Origin of the sequence: Micromonospora sp. HM5-17, assembly GCF_003762835.1 — a bacterium.
Taxonomy (GTDB): Bacteria; Actinomycetota; Actinomycetes; order Mycobacteriales; family Micromonosporaceae; genus Plantactinospora.
In genome coordinates this window covers 801,770-819,847 of the sequence record NZ_RJWA01000002.1, presented here as the reverse complement: position 1 = coordinate 819,847, position 18,078 = coordinate 801,770, and the positions used below count along the sequence as shown (strand labels likewise).

14 protein-coding genes are annotated in these 18,078 nt (G+C 71.7%); 6 read left to right on the top strand and 8 right to left on the bottom strand.

Annotation, left to right across the window (positions count from 1 at the left end):
• Positions 1-368 precede the first annotated feature (368 nt).
• The gene (locus EF879_RS08690) at positions 369-1,595 is read left to right on the top strand and encodes a glycosyltransferase family 4 protein (RefSeq protein ID WP_123556522.1); all 1,227 of its coding nucleotides are present in this window, start codon (positions 369-371) and stop codon (positions 1,593-1,595) included.
• Positions 1,596-3,134 (top strand): hypothetical protein, encoded by a 1,539-nt coding sequence (locus tag EF879_RS08685; protein WP_123556520.1) that lies wholly within the window; start codon positions 1,596-1,598, stop codon positions 3,132-3,134.
• A gap of 176 nt (positions 3,135-3,310) precedes the next feature.
• Here EF879_RS08685 and EF879_RS08680 read toward each other — a convergent pair whose 3' ends face one another.
• The 4 genes from EF879_RS08680 to EF879_RS08665 are packed head-to-tail and all read right to left on the bottom strand — an operon-like array spanning position 3,311 to position 7,337.
• Positions 3,311-4,387, bottom strand: coding sequence for an NAD(P)-dependent oxidoreductase (locus tag EF879_RS08680; RefSeq protein WP_123556518.1), 1,077 nt, complete (start codon positions 4,385-4,387; stop codon positions 3,311-3,313).
• Positions 4,387-5,709: a nucleotide sugar dehydrogenase gene (locus EF879_RS08675; RefSeq protein ID WP_123556516.1), complete on the bottom strand. Its 1,323-nt coding sequence runs from the start codon at positions 5,707-5,709 to the stop codon at positions 4,387-4,389. The genes EF879_RS08680 and EF879_RS08675 overlap by 1 nt, the downstream gene beginning before the upstream one ends.
• Positions 5,710-5,739: 30 nt before the next feature.
• Complete coding sequence (locus EF879_RS08670; RefSeq protein ID WP_123556514.1) at positions 5,740-6,627, bottom strand: NAD(P)-dependent oxidoreductase; 888 nt, start codon at positions 6,625-6,627, stop codon at positions 5,740-5,742.
• Positions 6,624-7,337: a sugar phosphate nucleotidyltransferase gene (locus EF879_RS08665; protein WP_233604319.1), complete on the bottom strand. Its 714-nt coding sequence runs from the start codon at positions 7,335-7,337 to the stop codon at positions 6,624-6,626. The genes EF879_RS08670 and EF879_RS08665 overlap by 4 nt, the downstream gene beginning before the upstream one ends.
• 282 nt (positions 7,338-7,619) lie before the next feature.
• Between EF879_RS08665 and EF879_RS28605 the strand changes: the two genes are divergently transcribed.
• Positions 7,620-8,825 (top strand): glycosyltransferase family 4 protein, encoded by a 1,206-nt coding sequence (locus EF879_RS28605; RefSeq protein WP_305036040.1) that lies wholly within the window; start codon positions 7,620-7,622, stop codon positions 8,823-8,825.
• 68 nt (positions 8,826-8,893) lie between these two features.
• Here the strand turns inward: EF879_RS28605 and EF879_RS08655 are convergent, their stop codons facing one another.
• The 4 genes from EF879_RS08655 to EF879_RS08640 form a co-directional block, all read right to left on the bottom strand.
• Positions 8,894-10,102 carry a glycosyltransferase gene (locus EF879_RS08655; RefSeq protein WP_123556512.1) on the bottom strand — a complete coding sequence of 403 codons (1,209 nt, stop codon included), beginning with the start codon at positions 10,100-10,102 and terminating at the stop codon, positions 8,894-8,896.
• A 57-nt stretch (positions 10,103-10,159) separates the two neighbouring features.
• The gene (locus tag EF879_RS08650; protein ID WP_148086391.1) at positions 10,160-10,828 is read right to left on the bottom strand and encodes a class I SAM-dependent methyltransferase; all 669 of its coding nucleotides are present in this window, start codon (positions 10,826-10,828) and stop codon (positions 10,160-10,162) included.
• Positions 10,829-10,925: 97 nt separating this feature from the next.
• Complete coding sequence (locus EF879_RS08645) at positions 10,926-12,398, bottom strand: lipopolysaccharide biosynthesis protein (protein WP_123556508.1); 1,473 nt, start codon at positions 12,396-12,398, stop codon at positions 10,926-10,928.
• Between the two features lie 10 nt (positions 12,399-12,408).
• Positions 12,409-13,353, bottom strand: a complete 945-nt coding sequence (locus EF879_RS08640) for an NAD-dependent epimerase/dehydratase family protein (protein ID WP_123556507.1) — start codon at positions 13,351-13,353, stop codon at positions 12,409-12,411.
• Between the two features lie 192 nt (positions 13,354-13,545).
• Between EF879_RS08640 and EF879_RS08635 the strand changes: the two genes are divergently transcribed.
• From EF879_RS08635 to EF879_RS08625, 3 genes are all read left to right on the top strand, one after another.
• Complete coding sequence (locus EF879_RS08635) at positions 13,546-15,462, top strand: nucleoside-diphosphate sugar epimerase/dehydratase (RefSeq protein WP_123556504.1); 1,917 nt, start codon at positions 13,546-13,548, stop codon at positions 15,460-15,462.
• Positions 15,463-15,786: 324 nt separating this feature from the next.
• Positions 15,787-16,869 carry a Gfo/Idh/MocA family protein gene (locus EF879_RS08630; protein ID WP_158624142.1) on the top strand — a complete coding sequence of 361 codons (1,083 nt, stop codon included), beginning with the start codon at positions 15,787-15,789 and terminating at the stop codon, positions 16,867-16,869.
• Positions 16,870-16,923: 54 nt separating this feature from the next.
• Positions 16,924-18,048 carry a DegT/DnrJ/EryC1/StrS aminotransferase family protein gene (locus tag EF879_RS08625; RefSeq protein WP_123556501.1) on the top strand — a complete coding sequence of 375 codons (1,125 nt, stop codon included), beginning with the start codon at positions 16,924-16,926 and terminating at the stop codon, positions 18,046-18,048.
• Positions 18,049-18,078: the final 30 nt, after the last annotated feature.

Here is an 18,078-nt window from a genome sequence, read left to right as displayed (position 1 = left end):
CGGCGTTCACTCCGGTGAGGCGTCCCACCCGGGTGAGGCGTCCGACGACCACACCACGGGCAACGAGCCGGGATCGTCACGGCAACGCGGGACAAGGAAGGGATACCCGACGGCACGGCTCAGATCGGGCTAACAGTCCAGATTCTGCTGCTGTTTCGCGAAACACCGGGTAGCGCTATCAGTCGGCTGATATAACCCACCCAGCCGCCGTGCCGACATCGCACCGGATCCACCCACGTCCTGACCCGACGGACCAGCTGGAGGCACAGCGTGACCACCGACAGCCGACTGAACGACGCGCACCGGCACCCGCTCCGATCCGGCGCGCTGCCCCGGCCGGCCGGACGGGCCGGACGGGAAGACCGCCGATGAGCCGCGGACGGAGCCCGGATCCGACCCGGGTGGTACACGTCATCGGCAGCCTGGACCGGGGTGGCGCCGAGACCGTCTCCCTGGACCTCTGCCGCGCGGTGCCGCCGGAGGAGGTCGAACAGATCTTCCTCACCCTGGCCGGACGGGAGGGTCGGCTGGCCGACGAGTTCCGGGCCGCCGGAGCCAAGGTACGACAGTGCCCGCTGGCGCCGGCCCGCTCCTTTGCGCCGCGGCTGCTTCGGTGCCTGCGTACGCTCCGGCCGGACGTGGTCGTCTCGCACGTCAGCCTGGCCAGCGCGGTCGTCCTGCTGGTGGCCCTGGTCGCCCGGGTGCCGGTACGGGTGGCGCGGATCTGGAGCGAGAACGACGGACGCCCGGACGGCGTGGCGCAGCGGGTCCGACGCGCGTTCCTCAGACATCTGCTCCGACACACCGCCACCGACGTCGTCGGGGTGACCGCCGCCGCGCTGCGCCTCGCCGCTCCCCCGGCCGGCGACGCCCGGTACCGGGTGCTCCACAACTGTGTCTCCCCTGATCGCGTCACCGGCTGGGACCGCCGATCCGCACGCTCTCGGTGGGAGCTGCCACCCGACGCACCGGTCCTGCTCCACATCGGGCGGGCCGCACCGGTGAAGAACCGGCCGTTCCTGGTGGAGGTCCACCGCGCCGTACGCCGGGTGTGGCCGGAGACCCGGCTCCTCGTCGTCGGTCCGGGCGGGACAGACGACCTGACCTCGGCCCACCCGCGGCTTCGGGACGACCCGTACGTCCGGCTCGCTGGCGAGACCGAGGAGATCGCCTCGGCGCTGGCCGCGGCGGACGTTCTGTTGCTTCCCTCCCGGTGGGAAGGGCTGCCTGGCGTCGTCCTGGAAGCCCTGGCCGTCGGCGTTCCGGTGGTGGCGACCGACCTGCCGTGCCTGCGTGAGCTGGCCGGATACGTGCCCGGACTGCACCTGCTGCCGCTGTCGGCCGGAGCGGACCGCTGGGCCGACGCCGCGCGGCGGCAGGCCGGGACGACGACGGAGCAGCGCGGGCGGATCCGCCAGGCCCTCCGGGCGTCACCGTTCCTCCTCGACCATGCCGTGGCCCAGTGGCGGGTTCTGTGGAGTCGCAGGCGTGGCGAACCGCCCAGAGCCGGCCAGTCCCCGCCGGTCCACGACCATCGGCAGCTCGGGGAGCCGGTCCCAATCGGGACACCGGAGCGCGAGAGGGCGTTGGACTGAATGGGCGCCCCGGCCATCCTGCACCGGGCCGCCGAGGAGGTGCGTCCGGAGAACGTCCCGACCAGGCAGCGGTCGAGGGACGACGCGATCAGTCTCGGCCTGGCATATCTCCTCGTCACGTCGGCCAGCGCGATACTGGCGCTCGTCGACCCCCGGCTCCGCCACTGGTTCCTGCTTCCGGTGTCCGCGTGCGGCGTGCTCGTCGGCATCGACGCGATCGACTGGCTGCGGCGTCGCCGGGACATCTTCGACCCGCAGGCGGTGCTGGGCCTGTTCGGCGTCCACTTCTTCTATCTGGCGCCGATCCTCAACGTCATGCTCGACCACTGGCCCCGCTATGTCATCGGCCCGGGCGACTGGCGGGAGGCGCTCGGCACCATGGGGATGCTGAACGTCGTCGGGCTCTGTGTCTACCGGCTCATCCTGCTCGCTCCCGACCGGCGTCGGGTCGCACGCCGGGCCCGGCAGCTCAACCTCGCCGCCTTCTACCGGCTCGGCCTGTTCGCCGCCGGGGTGAGCATCCTGGCGTTCTGCGGGGAGGTCGCTCTCTTCGGCGGGCTTTCCGGCTACCTGAACGCCATGACGGGAGCTGTCGACCGCTCCCGCCTGAATGGACTGGGTTGGCTGCTCGTCCTCGCCGAAACCTTCCCGATGCTGGTCTTCGCACTCGTCGTCGTACGGTGGCGGACCGCACTGGCGCGGCGCCCGGCGGTCATCGTCGTGCTGCTGATCGGCCTCGCGGGCACGCAGTTCTTCGTGGCCGGGCTCCGCGGTAGCCGAAGCAACACCATCTGGCCGGTCCTGATCGCGCTGACCCTGGTCCACCTGCTGGTGGTCAGGATCTCCCGGAAGCAGCTCTGCGTGTTCGTCATGATCGTCTCCGTCTTCATGTACGTCTACGGCCTCTACAAGTCGGCCGGACTGGAGGTGCTGGAGGCCGCCCGGGGTACCCGCAGCGTCGAGGAACTGTCCGCCGAGACCGGTCGCGACGTACCCGCCCTCCTGCTGGGCGACCTCTCCCGGGCCGACATCCAGGCACTACTGCTCGACCGCCAGCTCCGGGGCGACGCCGAACTCGCGTACGGGGTCAGCTACGTCGGCGACGTCTCGTTCCTGGTCCCCAACTCGATCCTCCCGGAGCGGCCGCGGGACAAGGTCGCGGTCGGCACCGACGTGCTCTTCGGCCCGGGGGCGTTCGAGTCGGGCATCCGGTCGAGCCGGGTCTACGGCCTCGCCGGTGAGGCGGTCATGAACTTCGGGCCTCTCGGCGGCGTTGCCTCGTTCGCCGTCCTGGGGCTGGTCGTGGTGTTCAGCCGGCGGTACTACGCCCGGGCGCGGCAGGAAGCGGCGTTGGGCCCGAAGCTGCTGGCCCCGATGCTCTGGGCAGGTGCGTTCCTCCCCACCGCCGACCTCGACAACAACCTGTGGTTTCTGATCAAGCTCGTCCTCCCCCTCGCCGGGGTGGTGTGGCTGGCGTCGCGGATCGGACCGACCCGGCCGGCACCCGCGACGGGACGGCACCGGGCACCGGCGCCGTGACCCCGACGAGCGGAACGACGGACGCGGGGGGTGGGGTGGAGGGAGCGCAGAGCTGGGACCGTGTGAGGAATGAGGGCCGGACAAGCCGAGCCGCCAAGGCGCGACCTCCCCGCAGAGAGATCGCGCCCTGGCGGCGGGCTGCTTCCGCACCCGTCCCCTCGCGCGGTTCGTTCCGCTCAGCTACTCCGGCTCCCCCGCCGCTCGACGGCGAGGCGGGTGTCGTCGCGGACGGCGGCGGGGTCGGCTCCGTCATGGTTGCCGGCACGCGGCTGGACGGATCGGCCGGCCGTCCCGGCGTGCCACTCCCGATACCAGTCGACGGTACGGCGGACCCCCTCGTCCAGTGGCACCGCTGGCTCGAAGCCGGTCAGCCGGCGCAGCGTGCCGAGGTCGGGGCAGCGACGTCGGACCGAACCGGGCGGGGCCGGCAGCGGCTGCAGGGCCGGGCTCACCCCGACCGTCCGGAGCACCAACCTCGCCAGATCGGCGATGCTGGTCGGGGCCACGTCGTTACCGATGTGCACGATCCGACCCACCGCCTCCGGACAGTCCATCAGCCGCAGCATCGCCTCCACCGCGTCGTCCACGTAGCAGAAGGCGCGGTACTGGTCGAAGCCCCACACCCGGAGCGGGTTCTCGCCGGCCAGTGCCCGCAGCGCCATCTCCGGTACGACGTGGTCGGTGCCCATCCGCGGGCCGTACACGTTGTGGAACCGCCCGACGACCGCGGGAACGCCCCGGGCCGCTGCGGCGTGCACGAACGCCGCCTCGCCCAGCAGCTTGCTGATCGCGTACGCGAACCGTGGCGCGGTCACATCCGCCACCATGACCGGGACGTCCTCGCTGGTCGGCACCGGCACGATCCCGGCGTCAACCCCGCCGGCGTACACCTCGCTCGTGGAGCTGAAGAAGACCCGCTCCCCGGGCGTGACCCAGTCCAGCAGGTGGAGCGCGGTGAGGCTGTTGACCCGAATCACCCGCACCGGGTCGGCCTCCACGTTGCGGACCCCCACCACTGCGGCCAACAGATAGATCTGGTCCCAGCCGTGCGGCAGCGCCGCCCAGGCGGCGTGGTCGGTCAGGTCGGCGGAGACCACCTCCACCGCCGGGTGGGCGCGCAACGCGGCGAGCTGCCGGTCGTCACGCCCTCGGGAGAAGTCGTCGACCACGGTCACCCGGTGCCCCTCGTTGACCAGACGCTCGGCCAGATGCGCGCCGATGAACCCGGCGCCGCCGAGGACGAGCACCCGCATCAGCCCAGCACCGCCGATCCGTCCCGGGCCGGCCCGGCCGCCGGCAGGTAACCGATGCCGGCGTACCGGATCCCGGCGGCCGTCACCGCCCGTTCGTCCAGGATCCGCCACGAGTCGTACACCAGCTTCAGCCGGCCCGTACCGAGCACGGACCCGAGCTCGATCGCCCGGTAGTCCGGGTGGTCGTTGACCACCAGCACCGCGTCGGCCTCGGTGAAGGCCTTGTCCAGACTGGTCGGCTCGCCGCCGTACGCGCGGATGACGTCCTCGCGAACCATCGGGTCGTGCCCGAGTACGACCAGCCCGGCCTCCCGGAACACCGGCATCATCGCGGCGATCGGGGTCCCCCGCATGTCATCGGTGGGCGGCCACCCCTTGTACGCCCAGCCCAGCACGGCCAGCCGGGCGCCCGCGGTCGCCCCGTGTTCCTGCCGCAGCAGCTCCACCACACGGTTGGCGACGTGCACCGGCAGGTACTCGTTGAGCCGTCGGGCCGCGCCGACCAGGAACGGTGCACGCTCCCCGGCACTGGCGATCATGATGTACGGGTCCTTGGAGAGGCATCCGCCGCCCACGTAGCCGGGCCGGCTGAGGTCCGGACGTGGGTAGTCGAGGTTCGCCGCGCCGATCACCTCCAGCGGATCGAGCCGGTGCCGCTCCGCAATCAGCGCCAACTCGTTGCCGAACGAGTAGATGAGGTCGGTGTGGCAGTTGTTCGCCAGCTTCACCAGTTCGGCCGCCTCCAGGCTGGAGACCGGCACCACGCGGCTGGCGAGCTGGCCGAAGAACGCCGCCCCGGCGTCCCGGCTCTCCTCGTTCAACCCGCCGACGACCTGTGGCAGTTCGACCAGCTCCCGCAACGCCTGTCCCTGGATCGTCCGCTCCGGCGCCATCACCAGGCGGGCCCTCCCCCAGGCCGCCACCAGCGGCGGCAGCACCACCGCGCGGCTGGTCCCGACCGGGACCGTGCTGCGGACGACCACCAGGGTTTCCGGGCCGCACCACCGTGCCACCTGCTCGGCAGCGGCGGTGAGGTTGGCGAGGTCTGGCTGCCCCCGGCCGTCGACCGGGGTCGAGACGCAGAGCACCGCGACGTCGACGTCCCGGGGCAACGCCTCACCGACGAACAGGGAGCGACCCAGACAGTCGGCGAAGACCTCGTCGATGCCGGGCTCGTAGATGTGGACCCGACCCGACCGCAACGACTCCAGCACCCTGGGCTGGGCCTCCGCCCCGTACACCTGGAAGCCCTTCCGGGCGAGCGCGGCGGCAAGGGTCAGGCCGACGTAGCCGAGCCCGACGACTCCGATTCTGCGGTACAAGCTGCTGCCTCCTTGAGATTGGGTGCCGCCTCACTCGGCGGAGCCGGACCAGATCGCCTTGACCGATCCGGCGAGGTCGTACTCCGGGGCCCAGGCGAGAAGCCGACCGGCCCGACGGATGTCGCCGCAGATCCAGGGCACCGCAGCGGAACGCTCGGGTGCCGCGCCGTCCTCCCGGATCTCGCCGGTGAAACCAGCCGCCTCGGCGAGCAGGCGCACCGCGTCCCGGGTCGAGACCGCCCGGCCGCTGGCGACGTTGAAGACACGCTCGGCGAGTGGCCTGACGGTGGCCGCGGCGACGACCGCCGACGCCACGTCACGGACGTCCACGAAGTCCCGGTACGCGTCGAGCGGACCCAGCGCGAGGGACCCCGGCCCGCCGGCCACCGTTCCCCGGCGTAGCTGCGCCGCGGCCCTGCCGAGCAGGGACTCCTCGGGCAGCCCCGGACCGATGGGGTTGAAGACCCGCAGCACCACTCCGTCCACCCGACCGGCGGCACTGGCCAGCTCGACCAGCCGGGTCGCGGTGAGCTGGCTGAGACCGTACTCGCTGACCGGGGAGGTCCGGTCCCGCTCGGTGACCGCGTGTCCCGGCGGGACCGGGCCGTACTCGGCCGCGGAGCCCAGCCGGACCAGCCGCGCCCCGGGCGCCTCCGCCGCCACCGCTTCGATGAGCTTCGCCGTCACCATCGTGTTGGCCCGGATCAGGTCGTAGCCGCCGCCGGTCAGCCGCCCGGCACAGTTGATCACCACGTCCGGCCGGGTGGCGCGGAGCAGCGCGGCCAGTTCGGCCACCTCACAGCCCACCAGGTCGAGCTCGTTCCGGCCCGGGCAGTGCAGTGTGCCGGTGGGGGCCAGCGCCCGACGCACGTGGCGGCCGATGAAACCCGACGCGCCGAAGATCAGGACGACCGTCATACCGGCTCCGGCACCAGGTTCGGCAGCAGAGTCGGCTTCAGCGCCTCGAATCGCCGGTTGGCCTCGTCATAGTCCTCCGGGCGTCCGATGTCGAGCCAGTAGCCGGTGAAGTCGTAGCTGGCCGGCAGTTCGCCCCGGTCCAGCAGGTCCAGCATCAGCTGGTCGAACCCGAACGCGAGTCCTTCCGGGTAGGCCGCGATGGTGCGCGAGGAGAGGGCGTAGACCCCCATGCTGACCTGGTAGTCGAGGCTGGGCTTCTCGCTGAACCGGACGATCCGGCCGTCGTCGACGGCGAGCACCCCGAAGTCCACGTGTACCGTGCGGCGGCAGGTCGCCACGGTAAGCGGCGCCCCCGAGCAGACATGGGTGTGCAGCAGGTCCGCGTAGTCGAGATCGGTGAGGACGTCCCCGTTCATCACCAGGAAGTGCTCCGGCAACCGGTCCCGGATCCCGAACAGCGGGCCGATCGTCGAGAGCGGTACGCGCTCCTCGACGTAGTCCACCCGCAGCCCGAAACGCGAACCGTCCCCGACGAATGCCCGGATCAGGGAACCGAGATGGTTGATCGCCAGGGTGACATCGGTGAAACCCCGCGCCGCCAACTGACGAAGGACGATCTCCAGAATCGCGTGGCTGTCCCCGATGGGCATCAACGGCTTCGGCAACGCCGTCGTGTACGGCCGCAACCGGGTACCCTTCCCACCGGCCATTATCACTACATGCATCTCATCGTCCGATCTATCGCCGCAGTCGTCACGCCGCATTCGACAGGCTGGCGAACGGGCTTCCCTACAACATCTAGTCAACGACGCGATAAGTCGAAGGACACGCAATTTGCCGATCGACACCCGCGGAACGACCCGAAATACGATACCTCCCGGGCCCGACTCTGATAGATATCTGGGCTGAAATGTTCGCCTGGCGATAGGGCGTCCGCCGTGAATATCTCTCAATCCCCCGCGGGTTTCCCCCAATCTTCTCCAGCGACCGTCGTGGTGACCGTCGAGGCGAGGTTCAGCCGTACGCCGGACGGCGTGGTCTGGACCCGGGGCGGGCCGGCGTACCGGTTCTTCACCCGGTATCTCTCCGCTTTCGAGCGGGTCCGGGTGGTTGCCCGGGTGGCCGACGTACCGAGCCCGGAGGAGGGCGCCACGCGGGTCGACGGTGACGCCGTGCAGGTGTGGCCCGTGCCCTGGTACGTCGGGCCGCGGCAGTACCTGGCCCGCCGGTCCGCGGTCGTCCGGGCGGTACGCGCCGCGGCGGGCCCCGGAGACGCGGTCGTCCTGCGGGTACCCTCCCCGATCGGTGCGCTCCTCGCGCGCGAACGGGAACGGACGGGCCGGCCGTACGCGGTCGAGGTGGTCGGCGACCCGTACGACGTCTTCGCCCCGGGCGTCGTCGACCATCCGGCGCGCCCGTTCCTCCGCTGGCGGGAGACCGCGAGGCTACGACGGCAGTGCCGGAACGCGGTCGCCGCAGCGTACGTGACCGAGCGATATCTCCAGGCGCGCTACCCGGCCCGGGCCGGAGCGGTCACCGCGGCGTACTCCAGCATCGACCTGCCGCCGGAGGCGTACCTGCCCCGACCCCGCCGGGCCGACCGGGTACCCGAGGTGCCGACGCTGGTGTCGGTTGGCACGTTGGAGCAGCTGTACAAGGGGGTGGACGTCCTGGTGGCGGCGCTCGCCCGGCTCGCGGCGACCGGGCTAGCGCTCCGACTCGTGCACCTCGGTGACGGCCGGTGCCGCCCCCAGATCGAGAGCCTGGCGGCCCGGTGGGGGGTGGCGGACCGGGTGACCCTCACCGGCACGCTTCCCGCCGGCGACGCGGTGTGGCGGCAGCTCGACGCTGCGGACCTCTTCGTCATGCCGTCCCGGACCGAGGGTCTGCCGAAGGCGCTGATCGAGGCGATGGCACGCGGGCTTCCCGCCGTCGGCTCCGCGGTGGGCGGGATACCCGAGTTGCTGGCGCCGGAGGACCTCGTGCCGCCGGACGACGTCACCGCCCTTGCCGACGCGATCCGGCGGCTCGTCACGGATCCCGCCCGGATGACGGCCGCGTCGGCCCGCAACCTGGCCCGCGCCGCCGACTTCGCGGAGACGGCGTTGGCGCCCCGCCGGGACGCCTTCTACCGGGCCGTCCGCGCGGCCACCCGGGACATCGTGCCCGGACACGACCGGGCTGCGGCGCCCCGGTAACCACGGCTGGGCGACGACGTTCCGGCAACCGCGCGGCTGGCGGCATCGGGCGGACGCGGGTGGGCGGGCTACCGGCGGAGGGCGTCGAAGAAGGCACCGACCGGCTCCGCGTACACCCGGAAGTCGAACGCGGCGCGCGCCCGCCGACGCGCCGCCTCCCGCATCAGCTTCCGCTCGGCGACGGTCAGCCCCAACGCGGTCCGCAACGCGCTGGTCAGGCCCGCCACCGAGTGGTCGGCACAGACCAGTCCCTCGTGCCGGTCGCGCAGGTAACGGCCCAGGTCGCTGGTGAGGTTGGCGATGACCGGCGTGCCGTTGGCCAGGCTCTCACAGAACTTCGTGGGGAATCCGGCGTGGATGAACCGGGCCGGTTGACGGAGCAGGACGCTGAAGTCCGCCTCCTGCCACACGCGCGGAATCTCCGGCTGCGGCAGCCGCCCCAGCACCCGGACGCCCCGGGGCAGCGCTTCGCCGTCGAGAAGCCGCGTGACCTGCTCCAGGGTGGGCCCGAAGATCCGCAGCTCCAGATGTGCCCCCTCGGGATCAACCCGACCCACCGCGCGGACGATGGTGGCGACCAGATCCTTCCGTCCCGGCGAACCCGCGTACACGAGGCGGAGGCCGGGAACGTCGGCGTCGACCCGGCGGGGATACACCGGCAGGTTCTCGACGTCCAGGGTCGGCGGAACGCGCAGCACCGGCGTCCCCCGGCCCCGGTAGTACTCCTCGAGGAAGGAACTCACCACGATGATGCCGTCGCACCGCGGGTAGTGGTAGCGCAGGGCCGCCTGGGCGCTGAGGTACGGGGGCCCGAGGACGCCGCCGCGGAGCTGGCGAGGGCTGTACCAGTCGACGACATCGGCGAGCAGCGGGACCCGGCTCCGCCGGCACCACCGCCGCAGATGCACCATGTATGGCGCGTCACCACCGGAGACCAGGACGTGCGACGGCTTCGTCGGCTGGGCGTCCAGCCAGCGAACCGTCCGCTCACCCCAGCGGAGGAACCACCGCACGGACCGGGCGAGCCGACCGGCCTGGGCCGGGGGGATCTCGCCCAGTCCCAGGTAGTCGACCGTTCCGGGTCCGTCGATCCCGTCCAGCCGGGTCGCCGTCGCCGGCCCATCCTCGCCGCCCGCCACCACCACGTCGTACCCGCAGGCGGCGAGCGAGCCGGCGAGGCCGTAGACCCGCCGAGAGCCGGCCTGTCCCCACGGGAACCGGAAGGGACCGACGATCGCCACCCAGGCGTCGCGTCGGGTCGGCTGCGTCACGAACATGGTGCACGCCCTTCTGTCGAACGGATCGCCGGCGGCTGGTGGGCGAGAGACGATTGGTCAGGCGGTGGCGAGCCAGGCGTTGAAGTCCCGGCTGAATACCGACGTGCAGAGCCGGGTGCTCATCCCCGGCTTGAACCCCCAGAAGTCGAGCCGGCCGAGGCCCCGGTCCGCGAGCGCGGTCTGCGCCGGTAGCGACGCGGCGTTGTCGGTGTCGTCAAGGACCACCAGGCCGGTGGCGGTGAGATGATCGGCGGCGACCCGGGCACACGTGTTCCGCCCCATCCCGTCGATGACCACAACGTCCCAGGGCGCCCCGTCCGCGATCGCCCGCACGTACGGTGCGTCGTCGTCGGTCTCCCACCACGTACCCGTACACGGAACGTGGACGATCCGACCGTTCGGCGGCTGTGGGAGCCGGGCGAACCACCCCGGGTCATGCTCGACCGAGACGATCTCCCTCACCCGGCCGGGCCGGGCGAACCAGGAGGTCGAGGAGCCGGCGCCGTACTCGAAGACCCGGGTCGCCGGGGTCAGCGCCCTCTCGAGCCAGGCCACCGCCGGATAGGTCAGCCACGGTCGGGGCGCGCCATCGGCGTCGACCGGCCCTCCCCCGCTCAGCGAGCGATGCCAACCCTCGGCCCGGAGGGAGGACAACACGTGGAGGGACGCCAGCACCTCCTTGCGGGAACGCGGAACGCCCGGCATCAACGCCCGCACCCGAGTCATCGCCGACCTTCTGTTCATCGTTCACCAATCCTGATCCTGTCGGTTCCGGGGATGGAAACTCCACAGCCGCGCGCCGCCAGTCGCGCTCGTCCCGCCGCTATCCGCTCAGTCCTTCTGCCAGCCGGGTCGGGACGTCACCGCCCCTTGCCGCCGCGGTGGGAGACGCCGGCGAGGCGTTCACCGCCAGCGCCCGTCGGTAGCCGTACAACGTGCAGGGAACCACCGTCAGTCCGTATCCGACGACCGACACGTACGGGACGGCGGCCACGCCGTACCATTTCGCGGCGTACCACTTCCCGACCGTGGACAGCACGAGATAGCACGACACGCCGAGCAGTTGTGGCCGGACAACACCGGCCGCGTTCTGCACCATGGCCCACGGCGACGTCGCGGCCAGCGCCACCATCCACAGTCCCAGGCCGGCCAGCAGCCAGCCGTCCACGCCGATCGGGACCGGGAGCCAGTGCGCGAAGAGGCCGTCCCCGGCGAGCACCAGCACCACGGCCGGAACCAGCGCGGCGAACGCCGAGAAGAGGGTCATCCGCCGGGTGGTCCGGCGTACCCAGCCCAGGTGGCCCCGGGCCAGCGCGTCGCCGTTCGCGGACCAGAGCGGGAGGTTCACCAGGGTGACCAGGAAGCCGAGCAGGTTGAAGACCCGGGCCGGGACGGCATACGTGGTCACCGCCTCCAACCCGAGGGCGTGCGCGACGACCAGGCTGTCCGCGTTGAGCGCCACCGACCAGACGATGGTCAGGACGAAGAAGAGGCCACTCAGCCGCAGCAGTTCCCGGGCGAGCGCCGGGTCGACGGCCCCGAGCCGGGGAGCGATGGGCCGCATCTCGCGGAGGTACATCCAGCCGGTGTTGAGCAGGTTGACCAGCAGCGGGCCGAGAATCGTGGCCGCGATGACCGTGACCGGCGGCAGTTCGGCGTGTACCGCGCCCAGTGCGAGCGGGAGCGCCGCCAGACTCCCCGCCGCCTGCCAGATGTTGCTCCTGCCGACCTGCTGGTACGCGTACTGGACGCGGATCACCAGCGAGAGGGGGATGTTCAGCACGAACCCGGTCAGGCAGACCAGGGCGACCGCCCGGGCGTCCGCGGGATCGGCGGTCGCGGTGGCGTTGAGCAGCGACGCCCAGGGAACCACGGTGGAGACGAGCCACAGCAGGACGCAGATCCCCAGGGAGACCGTCACCAAGACCAGGTACGCACTGGAGATGTAGCGGCGGGCCTTCTCCGTGTCCCCGCTCGCGTAGCAGGGAGCGAGCTTCGTCATCAGCCCGTTGCCGAGACCCAGGTCGGCGAAGGCGACCATGCCGGTGAGCGCGGTCACCGCCATCCAGAGGCCGTAGAGATCCGCGCCGAGATACGACAGGGTGACCGGGACCAGGACGAGCGGGATCAGCACTCCGGTTCCCCGGCTCAGCACCGCCGTGACGATTCCCGAGGCGAGGCGACGGCTACGGTCCGGGACGACACGTCCGTCGGCCCCGCCCGGCAGCGTCCGGGCCGGCGGATCATCGGTCGGGGACGTCCGCCGCTCGACGGTCTCCTGCCCTGAACCACGCATGTCGCGGGCGTTACCGTCCGGCGGGGACGCGGGCAGACATCCAGGCGACGGTCGCCTCCAGACCCACCCGCAGCGGGTAGGGACTCACCGTGGGGAACAGCGTCCGCAGCCGCGTGCAGTCCGCCTGCGAGTCCCGGACATCGCCTGGCCGGGGCGCCTCGTGGACGACCTCGACGGAACGGCCGAGGACGGCCTCGAGTTTAGCGATGAGGCCCAGCAGGGAGGTTCGGGTGCCGAAGGCGAGGTTCACGGCGTCCGGCGCCGACACCCGTCGCCGGACGGCCTCGACGAGCACCGAGGCGACGCTCCCGACATAGGTGAAGTCCCGGGTCTGCCGGCCGTCGCCGAAGACCCGCAACGGACGCCCGTCCAGCGCCGCCGAGACGAATGCCGGGACCACCGCGGCGTAGGCGTGATTCGCCGCCTGCCCGGGCCCGAAGACGTTGAAGAACCGGAACGGCAGCACCGCCATGCCGTAGCAGGAGGCGTACGCCACCGCGTACGCCTCGGTCGCCAGCTTCGACACCGCGTACGGGCTCAGCGGCATCGGACGCAGGCTCTCCCGCTTGGGCAGGGCGGGATTGGCGCCGTACACCGATGACGAGGAGGCGAGGATGACCTGCGGCACCCGATGCCGTCGGGCGGCCTCCAGCACGGTAAGGGTGCCGGTGGCGTTGGCCTGGTGGGTTCGGACCGGATCCTCGATGGAGCGCGGGACGGAGGGCACCGCGGCCAGATGGACGACACTCGCGGCGCCGGCGAACGCGTCGTCGAGGAGCGCGGATTCGAGAATCGAACCGCAGACGAAACGGGTCGGCAGGCCGGCCACATTGTCAAGCCTTCCGGTCGAGAGGTCGTCAATGACGACGATATCGCTGACCTCCGGCATTTCCACGAGCGCCCGCACGACATTGGAGCCGATAAATCCGGCCCCTCCCGTTACGACGATCTTCAATTTTCCTCCTCACCCCGTTGGTCCGCCCGCTATGCAAACGACATCGGCGGCGTCAGGTCACGCGCGGGAAATCGCGACGTGGAAAAGGTGAAACCTGCCCGGCGACCGGCCCCCATCGGATAGGTGTTGTGACCGGACGTTCCCACACCACTCGACGGCCTGCGGTCCGCACATCGCACGAGGGAGCAGCAGATGCCACGTACCGAAGAGGCGCCAGGCCGCACCGAAGCACCCAGCGGCAGCCACCCCGTACGCCGACGCGCGGACTCGCGTCGGCGTACGGCGTTGTTGCTCGCCGCCGACGTCGCGGCCTGGATCGGTGGCTTCCTCACCGCGGCGTGGGCCCGGTACGAGTTCGCCCTCACCACGGATCGTGTCCTGTCCGTGGCCGGCGCGGGCCTGGTGGCGGCGGCCCTGCACTGTGGCGTGACCACGCTCGTCCACCTCCACCAGGGGCGACACCCGTTGGGCAGTCTGGAGGAGGCCCGCACCCTGGCCAGCACCGTCGGCTGCACCGCCGCGCTCATGCTCGGCGTCGTGCTCTCCACGGCGGACCGGCCGGTGCCCGCCAGTACCCCGGTCGTCGGCGGCGCGCTGACCCTGTTGCTGATGCTGTCCGTCCGCGCGGCCTACCGGTACCAGCGCGACCGATCCCTGCGCCCCACCATCCACTCCGCCACCCCGGTCCTGCTCTTCGGCCTGGGCTCGGCCGGACAGGCGCTGCTCCAGGCCATGATGAGCGACCCGCGGGGTCGCTACCTGCCGGTCGGGCTGCTCGACGACGACCCGGCGAAGCGGCACCTCCGGTTCAACGGCGTCCGGATGCTCGGCGGCCGGGGCGACATCGCCGAGGCGGTCGCCCGGACCGGGGCCACCACGGTCATCTTCTCCGTCGCCAACGCGGACGCCGAACTGATCCGCGAGGTACGGAGCGCCAGCCTGGCCGCCGGGGCCGCCTTCAAGGTGCTCCCCCCGGTCCGGGAGCTGGTCGACCACCGGATCAGCGTCGCCGACGTCCGCGACGTGGAGATCAACGACCTGCTCGGCCGCCGCCACGTGGCGGCGAACCTGAAGACGGCCGACAAGGAACTCACCGGCCGACGGATTCTGGTGACCGGTGCGGGCGGCTCGATCGGCTCGGAGCTGTGCCGGCAGATCGCCCGGGCCAACCCCGCCGAGCTGATGATGCTCGACCGGGACGAGTCCGCGCTGCACAGCCTCCAACTGTCCCTCTCCGGCCGGGCACTGCTGGACAGCTCCGAGCTGATCCTCGCCGACGTCCGCGACGCGGAGCGGCTCGCCCGGATCATGACCGAACGCCGGCCGGACATCGTCTTCCACGCCGCCGCGCTCAAGCACCTGCCGCTGCTCCAGCGGCACCCGGGCGAGGCGGTGCAGACCAACGTCTGGGGCACCCTCGCGGTCCTGGAGGCCTGCCGCGGGGTGGCGAAGTTCGTCAACATCTCCACCGACAAGGCCGCGAATCCGGTCAGTGTGCTCGGCTACTCCAAGCGGATCACCGAACGGCTCACCGCGTACGCCGCCGCCACCTACCCCGGCACGTTCCTCAGCGTCCGCTTCGGGAACGTCCTCGGCAGCCGCGGCTCGGTGGTGACCGCGTTCCGGGCGCAGATCGAGGCGGGTCTGCCGATCACGGTCACCCATCCCGAGGTCACCCGCTACCTGATGACCGTGCAGGAGGCGGTGCACCTGGTGCTCCAGGCCGCGGCGATCGGCCGGGACGGTGAGGCGCTGGTGCTGGACATGGGCAAGCCGGTCCGGATCGACGACGTCGCCCGGCAGCTCGCGGCCCAGGCGCCGGGACCGGCCCGGATCGTCTACACCGGGCTCCGGCCCGGCGAGAAGCTCCACGAGGAGCTTTTCGGCACCGGTGAAATCGACGCGCGCCCGCTGCACCCGCTGATCTCCCACGTCCCGGTGCCCGCGCTGAATCCGGCCGAGGTGACCGCCCTGGACCCGTTCGACGACCCGGAGAAACTGATTGAGCACCTCGCCTGGCTCTGCGGTCAACCGGAGCACGAACAGCGGCCCGGCGCACTGGTGCCGAACACCCGGAACAGCCAGCCGTCGTCGTCCCGGTCGTCCTGAGCAAACCGTCCAAATGGCTCAGGAAACCCGGTCGGGGCCGCCCCGGGAACTGTCCCGGCGGGTCCGGACAGGTCGGGAACTGGACAGCCCGCTGGCGAGTCGCGCAGATTGCGTAGCAGGATTCCGGTGACGTGACGCAGGAACAGCGGCGACAACTGCCGCCGACATATTCGCCGGACGGACGACGAATCGGCCTCGCATTTCGGCGGAATCCTCGTGTCCGTCGGCGGGAACAGCCCTCGTCGGCACCTCCACAATAGCCGACCATCCCGGTTCGCGGAGATTTCTCGCGACGCGAACCTCGATCTGCTGGGAGACGACATCGTGACCTCGAAGATCGGCCTGATCGGCTTTGGTTACTGGGGCACCAACCTCGCCCGGAATCTCGCCCGGCTCGCCGGACCGCGCTGGCGTTACCTGGTCGACGCCAGCCCGGAGCGCCGCCGGGCCGCGACAAAACGCTATCCCGACGTCGTGGTCACCGACGATCTGGACGCACTGCTCGGCGATGACGAGGTGGGCGCCGTACTGATCGCCACCCCGGCGCCGAGCCACGCGCCGTTGGCCCGGCGGGCACTGGCGGCGGGCCGGCACGTCTTCGTCGAGAAGCCGCTGGCGATGTCGCTCGCCGACGCGGTCGCCCTGGCCGACACCGCGGACCGGTCAGGGTTGGTGCTGATGGTCGGCCACACCTTCGAGTACGTCCCCGCGGTGGAGTGGATGCGTGAGTACATCCGGGCCGGCGAGCTCGGCGACGTCCTCTACCTGCACTCGCAGCGACTCAATCTGGGCCGGATCCAGAGCGACCTGCACTCGTTCTGGTCGATCGGGCCGCACGACGTCTCGATCGCGAACCACCTGCTCGGCACCGACGCGCGGTGGGTCGCCGCCCAGGGCGGACGATACCTGCACGACGGCGTCGAGGACGTCATGTTCGTCACCGTGGGCTACCCCGGGGACGTCGTCGCGCACATGCACGTCAGCTGGCTGGATCCGGCGAAGACGCGCCGGACCACCGTGGTCGGCACCCGCCGGATGCTCGTCTACGACGACCTGAGGCCCGAGGCACGCGTGACCGTCTTCGACAAGGGGGCCGAGCCGGTGGAGCCGGACGGGACCGGCGTCCGACGGTACCGGCTGCGTGACGGCGCGGTGCACGTGCCGGAACTCTCCACGGCCGAGCCGCTCGCTCTGGAGCTCGCCCACTTCCTCGACTGTGTCCGCACCGGCACCCGGCCCCGCACCGACGGCTGGAACGGCGCCCGGGTCGTGGCGGTGCTGGAGGCGGCCGACGCCTCGCTGCGGGCCGGCGGCGCCGCGGTCGCCGTGCCGCGGGTCGAGATCCCGGGGTCCGCCCGGACCCGCACCGACGACGCGTCCCTCGACCTGACGGCCGCCGCCTCCTGAGCCCGCCGGGTCCGCCGGATCCGACCCACCGTCCCCACCGAACAGGAGCCCGCGATGCCCCGAATCCCCCTGGTCGACCTGGCCGCCTCGTACGCCCGGCACCGCGACGCGATCGATGCGGCCATCCGGCGGGTCCTGGCGGAGACCCGGTTCATCCTCGGTCCGGAGGTTGGCGAGTTCGAGTCGGCGTTCGCCGCCTTCTGCGGCACCCGGCACGCCGTCGGCGTCGCCTCGGGTACCGCCGCCATTCACCTGAGCCTGGCCGCCCTCGGAGTCGGACCCGGGGACGAGGTGGCGCTGCCGGCGCACACCTTCGCCGCCACGGCGGAGCCGGTGACCTGGCTCGGTGCCCGGCCACGCTTCGTCGAGGTCGACGCCGAGACCGGCGGCATGGATCCGGACGCGCTCAAGGCGGTCATCGACCGGGTCCGGGCCGTCGTCCCGGTCCACCTGTACGGCCTCCCGGTCGACCTGGACGCGATCGGGGCCCTCGCCACGGCCGCCGGGGTCCCGCTGATCGAGGACGCCGCGCAGGCGCACGGTGCCGAGTTCGTCCGGGCCGACGGATCGGTCGTCCGGGCCGGCGCGTACGGCCGGGTTGGCTGCTTCTCCTTCTACCCGGGCAAGAACCTGGGGGCGTTCGGCGACGCGGGGGCGGTCACCACCGCGGATCCGGCGCTCGCCGACACGATCCGCCGGCTGGCCGACCACGGGCGTGCCACCAAGTACGAGCACCTGGTCGTCGGGTACGCGGCGCGACTCGACACCCTCCAGGCGGCCGTCCTCACGGCGAAACTCACCACCCTTCGGGAGAGCAACCAGCGGCGGCGGGAGCTGGCGGCCGCGTACCGGTCCAGGCTGGACGGTGTCGGTGACCTGGTCCTGCCGGTCGAGCCGGCGAACCGGCGCGGCGTGTACCACCTGTTCGTGGTCCGGACCCGGCACCGGGACGGACTGCTGGCGTACCTGCGGGAGGCCGGCATCGGTGCGGGGGTGCACTATCCGGTCCCGCTGCACCTCCAGCCGGCGTACGCGGCGCTCGGATACCGGGCGGGCGACCTGCCGGTGACCGAGGCGTGGGCGCGGGAGTGCCTCTCCCTGCCGATCTACCCGGAGCTGACCGAGGAGCAGCTGGAGACGGTGGTGTCGCGGGTCCGCGCCTACTTCGAACGGGTGTGAGCGGCGCCGGCCGACCGGCGTTCCCACCCT

What these genes read in the sequence shown, in the direction of transcription:
- EF879_RS08655 (WP_123556512.1), bottom strand. Translation starts at nt 10,102, where the DNA reads ATGTTCGTGACGCAGCCGACCCGACGCGACGCCTGGGTGGCGATCGTC.
- EF879_RS08645 (WP_123556508.1), bottom strand. Translation starts at nt 12,398, where the DNA reads ATGCGTGGTTCAGGGCAGGAGACCGTCGAGCGGCGGACGTCCCCGACC.
- EF879_RS08690 (WP_123556522.1), top strand. Translation starts at nt 369, where the DNA reads ATGAGCCGCGGACGGAGCCCGGATCCGACCCGGGTGGTACACGTCATC.
- EF879_RS08680 (WP_123556518.1), bottom strand. Translation starts at nt 4,387, where the DNA reads ATGCGGGTGCTCGTCCTCGGCGGCGCCGGGTTCATCGGCGCGCATCTG.
- EF879_RS08685 (WP_123556520.1), top strand. Translation starts at nt 1,596, where the DNA reads ATGGGCGCCCCGGCCATCCTGCACCGGGCCGCCGAGGAGGTGCGTCCG.
- EF879_RS08650 (WP_148086391.1), bottom strand. Translation starts at nt 10,828, where the DNA reads ATGACTCGGGTGCGGGCGTTGATGCCGGGCGTTCCGCGTTCCCGCAAG.
- EF879_RS08635 (WP_123556504.1), top strand. Translation starts at nt 13,546, where the DNA reads ATGCCACGTACCGAAGAGGCGCCAGGCCGCACCGAAGCACCCAGCGGC.
- EF879_RS08665 (WP_233604319.1), bottom strand. Translation starts at nt 7,337, where the DNA reads ATGGCCGGTGGGAAGGGTACCCGGTTGCGGCCGTACACGACGGCGTTG.
- EF879_RS08625 (WP_123556501.1), top strand. Translation starts at nt 16,924, where the DNA reads ATGCCCCGAATCCCCCTGGTCGACCTGGCCGCCTCGTACGCCCGGCAC.
- EF879_RS08670 (WP_123556514.1), bottom strand. Translation starts at nt 6,627, where the DNA reads ATGACGGTCGTCCTGATCTTCGGCGCGTCGGGTTTCATCGGCCGCCAC.